Genomic DNA, 4,320 nt, shown 5'->3' on the forward strand with positions numbered 1-4,320 from the left:
CACCAAATCGAGCGAAGCCATGATCTATGTGGCTTCCATTGGTCGCATGCTCCGCCGCTTAGCTCCTTCACCCAACCAAGCTCCGTTCAAATACCGACTTACAGCATGAAGAGGATTCCGGATAGGCTCTCAGACCTTTGGATACGCCCAAATACGCTTCACGATCGATCGAGTGTTTTGATCTTCAACATTGAGGAAGCCTTGGGAATCATGATCCAGCTCACTGGGCAATAGTTATCCAACCGCAAAGAATGTAGATACGACCTAGCTCTGTTGCAATGTGTTTAGCGAGTTCCTGATCGGCGAACGCCACCGCGTAGGCGAGGACTCGGAACGCGGCTTCGCGGAACAGGCCCGTCTCGGTCCGAGCATTGAGGGCTCCACCCGTGGTCCGCTTGAGTCCGCTCATGAAACTTTCGACCAGCCAGCGTCGTCCGGAGTTCATGTTCTCCAAATTGCCCTTGGTCATCTGAGATCGGTATTCACCGTTAATCCCACCATCCGAGCGATGCACGGCCGGATTGATGATGCTCTTCACTTGCCAGTCTTCCCGGCAAAATTGATGAACCCATTCAGCGTCGTAGCCGGCATCCGCAAAATAGCCGATCTGGTGTGTTCACGTTGCTCGCTTTGGCCAGGACTTCGCCCGCTTCTGTTTTGTCGTTGCTTGGTCCCCAGATGATTGCCAAGCTGCTGGGAAGCAGGGAACTCGCCACCATACACACGGAAACTTTTACGTATTTCTTCCTCTGCTTTCCACTCCGAGCGACGTCATGAGCACTCGCAGAAGTCGACTCCATCCCTGTCGAATCGATCGCCGCCTCTTCGGATTCGTTGTCGAACTGACAGACAATTTCCAGAAGCATGGAGACCACAATGTGGGGCGTGTCGCGACGATCGGTGAACTTCTTGACGTCGAATAATGCGGAAGCTTCTGAATTCCCATCGGTTTGCAAAGTGCTTCGGACGTTTCCAGGATCTCAATGACGCCGCGAGATGTTGTCTTCAAATAGGCTTGGAAGACCAGGCCGGTCATCAACTGAGCCTGAGTGTCTTTCTGCGGGCTGATGCGATGCGAGTACGAATTCATGTCCTTGCGAGCGGTCCGCATCGACAGCGACGCGACTTCCAACCACACATTCGTCCGTGATGACTTGCTCGTGCCCAGTCTCGTAGCGCATCTCAATCAAAACGTCCAGGCAACCTTTCAACAAAGCAACTCTACTTCAGTGTGTGTGATCTACTACGATACGGAATGGCATTCCGAATTACTGGAGACCTCAGATTTCAGTCGATTTCTTCGCTTGCGGAGTCTTCAGCACGGGTGCCAATCCCTCGCTCGCGTGGGCATGGCGAGAATGCCCGGTCGCGGTTGGCGCAAAGTCATTCCTGCACGGAGAAGTCGTATGATGCTTCTGTCCAACTTTGAACACGTCGAACACCGTTTCGAGCACAACAGCACGGAGATCGTGAAGACGAATAACTCACGGGGTTGCTCGATACGATCGAAGAGTGATGACGAAGCACCCGTCGCGGAAGTATCATGATTCCGGCAGCCTCACCACCGACGAATCTGGAAGGTAACTTTCCTGAGACGCTGACGGGTTCGTTAGTGCCGTGGATGTCGATTGGCACATCGGCCCTTCGGTAGTAACGGCCACCGATAGAAACATGAAAAAGTTTCACCGTGAATACCTGATCCTTTCGTCAGCGAATGCGAACGGCATGTCCACGCCAGCGAGGACATGGCACCCCGCAATTCGCTTGAGCAATGCCACCCTGCCAAGTGTTACTGGGAAATCCGAATTGACTCTTTAGTGGTTCAAAGCGATGTCTGATTGTACCGCGTCATCTGACGTTATACGGATTATGTTCGAGAAACTCTTTGGGCGGCGTGTAGATGGAGAACGGCTAGCTCGGAGAATACTGGATGAGTGTGGAGTTGATGCCGGAGAACTTACTGTGGGCGATGTCAGAGCACCTCTTTACGGTACGTTCAAAGGTGAATGGGAGGAGGTCACGTTTGCCATGAGCGAGTTGCTGTCGTCGATGCTCGTCGACGACCTCAGTGTCGATGACTTTACTGTTGCCGTCTGCGCATCGCTTTTTTTGGCAGATGCGCATCGACATGGATGTGATCAAGGATTCTTCGACTTCATGTTTGACGGAATGATTCGTTTGATCTGCGCGAACGTCGACAAAGCGGACGGCGAATTTCGTTTTCTCTTCTTCAAGTCGATCACCTTCTCGAGTGGAACAGGATCGCTTTGAAGGATCTGTCTTTTGAGCGGCGATGGTGAGAGAGGCTGTCGATGATACCAGCACGTCAGGGACTGCTCCCCGTCCTCACCTCCTGCCGCGGCTCGCTCTCCACGATTGAAGAGGGGATGACGACGCACCCGTCGCGGATGTACAATGATTCCGGTAACCTCGCCATCGACGAATCCGGAAGGTTGCTCTCCAGGAACGTTGACCGGTTTGTGAGTTTCGTCGATGTCGATCGGAGCGTCGCTTCCTTCGATAGTAACGGCCACCAATAGAAACATGAAAAAGTTTCACCATGAATACCTGATCGTTTCGTCAGCGAATGCGAACGGCATGTCCACGCCAGCGAGGAGATGGCACCCTTCGATTTGATCGAGCAATGCCACCCTGCCTGTTGACTGGAAATGGTCCAGTGCCAGACAGTTGGTCTTTCCGGAGAGGACACCTGATTCAGGACTTCCGAAGCTGTCACGACTTCCACCGGAGTTTTGTCTCCCCCATTGAGAACCCATTGCCACTGCTGGACAAGCCAGCAGTGGCACCCGGCGTGGCAAAGCGAAAATCCGCGACGCTGGTATCCCATACGTGATTCCGGCGCGTACCGATTTGCCAGAACGACTGGACTCGGTCTTGTCGGTGATTTATTTGGTGTTCAACGAAGGTTGTTCGGCGTCAGCCGGTGACGAACACACGCGGGCGAGCCTTTCCGACGAAGCAATCCGACTGGCACGATTGTTGCTGGGACTGCTACCTGATCCGGAAGTTATGGGTCTGTTGGCGCTCATGTTGTTGCATGAGTCGCGACGACAAGCCCGTACAAATGCCAATAGCGACATCATTCTTGTCGAAGATCAAGACCGCAGTCAGTGGAATCGCGTGCTGATCGACGAGGGAAAGGAACTCATCGAGCGTTCGCTGGCATCGCGCTGGCTGGGTGCGTTCACCCTTCAAGCGGCCATCTCCGCAGTCCACGCCGACGCTGGCAGGCCAGATGAGACAGACTGGCGTCAGATCGTCGGCCTCTACGATGTACTGTTACGAGCATCACCATCGCCGGTTGTAGAACTTAACCGTGCAGTCGCAGTGGCCAAAAGAGACGGTGTGCAATCTGGACTTGACCTTGTCGAAAATATCCTCGGTCGTGGGGACTTGACTGACTACTATCTGGCCCATTCAGCCTGCGGCGAATTCTTGAGGCAGCTCGGACGCATCACCGAAGCGAAACAAGCGTTCGAGCAAGCGTTGGCACTCGCCAAGCAGAAACCCGAACGGCGTTTTCTCGCCAAGAAAATCAGCACACTCGATGTCGCCATTTCTCACGAGTGAAAAGCCAGCCTCTCAAACGGGGTGACGCCCCGTCGGTTTTGCTCCGATCGCTCTTGCTCGACGAATCCCATCGTTTCCATTCGGATGCACCGGATCGTCCTCGTTGTACACTCTTGCGTGTCCAGTCGTTATGCGCGCATGGTGGGAGGAGTTTCAGCGTTCAGAAAAATAGGCGACACACCTGTCGATTCGCAGTCCAGCGGTTCGACTGCTTGTGAAATGCGAATGGTGTTGCCTGATTCAGTGGCAGTTTCATTGGCTGAAAACGACGAATTTGACGGGAGTTTGACCGATGAACGAATGCTGTGGCAGTTCAACACGTGGGATTCCTGAGCGTTCAAAGGCTGGAGTTCGAGAGTTGCTGGCGTTCGTTCCGAAATGCCCGGCTTGTCTGGCAGCCTACGTTGCCCTGTGGACCGTGCTGGGAATATCAATCTCTACGGCAGCGACGGTGCGTTGGGCAATGATCCTGCTGTGTGCCGCGTCACTACTCTTCCTGACTGTCAAACGTCTCAGTCGCAGTATGAAATGCCCCCGAAGTTTGAACCAGGCTTATGAGAGTTGGGGTTAGGTAAGTAAGTCAGTGTGCTGGAGTGGAGGAGAAGGTGGAGCCGTAGGCGGAACCTTCTCTGGAACGGAAGCACACTGAGTCGAAAATTCGGCAGGCGTCAACCCTCCAAGAGAGCTGTGCGGACGGCGGTGGTTGTAAGTCATCCGCCAGTCCTGAAT

The 4,320-nt window shown here is 53.9% G+C and carries 5 protein-coding genes and 1 pseudogene; 1 reads left to right on the plus strand and 5 read right to left on the minus strand.

The features are described from left to right. Window positions 1-220 precede the first annotated feature (220 nt). The 4 genes from KOR42_RS25775 to KOR42_RS25795 form a co-directional block, all read right to left on the minus strand. On the minus strand, window positions 221-607 hold the full coding sequence (locus KOR42_RS25775; RefSeq protein ID WP_390620927.1) for a transposase: 387 nt from the start codon (window positions 605-607) through the stop codon (window positions 221-223). Continuing rightward, entirely contained in the window at window positions 573-956 is a 384-nt protein-coding gene (locus KOR42_RS25780) for a hypothetical protein (RefSeq protein ID WP_146512674.1), read from the minus strand. The genes KOR42_RS25775 and KOR42_RS25780 overlap by 35 nt, the downstream gene beginning before the upstream one ends. 1,182 nt (window positions 957-2,138) lie before the next feature. After that, entirely contained in the window at window positions 2,139-2,546 is a 408-nt protein-coding gene (locus tag KOR42_RS27595; RefSeq protein WP_231741141.1) for a hypothetical protein, read from the minus strand. Window positions 2,547-2,555: 9 nt separating this feature from the next. Then, complete coding sequence (locus KOR42_RS25795; RefSeq protein WP_146512677.1) at window positions 2,556-2,777, minus strand: hypothetical protein; 222 nt, start codon at window positions 2,775-2,777, stop codon at window positions 2,556-2,558. Between the two features lie 34 nt (window positions 2,778-2,811). Here KOR42_RS25795 and KOR42_RS25800 point away from each other — a divergent pair. After that, window positions 2,812-3,591 (plus strand): annotated as a pseudogene (locus KOR42_RS25800) (RNA polymerase sigma factor); the annotation flags it as partial. A 567-nt stretch (window positions 3,592-4,158) separates the two neighbouring features. Here KOR42_RS25800 and KOR42_RS28050 read toward each other — a convergent pair. Next, window positions 4,159-4,320, minus strand: coding sequence for an integrase core domain-containing protein (locus KOR42_RS28050; RefSeq protein ID WP_390620856.1), 162 nt, complete (start codon window positions 4,318-4,320; stop codon window positions 4,159-4,161).

This window comes from Thalassoglobus neptunius, assembly GCF_007859735.1.
GTDB classification, from domain to species: domain Bacteria; phylum Planctomycetota; class Planctomycetia; order Planctomycetales; family Planctomycetaceae; genus Thalassoglobus; species Thalassoglobus neptunius.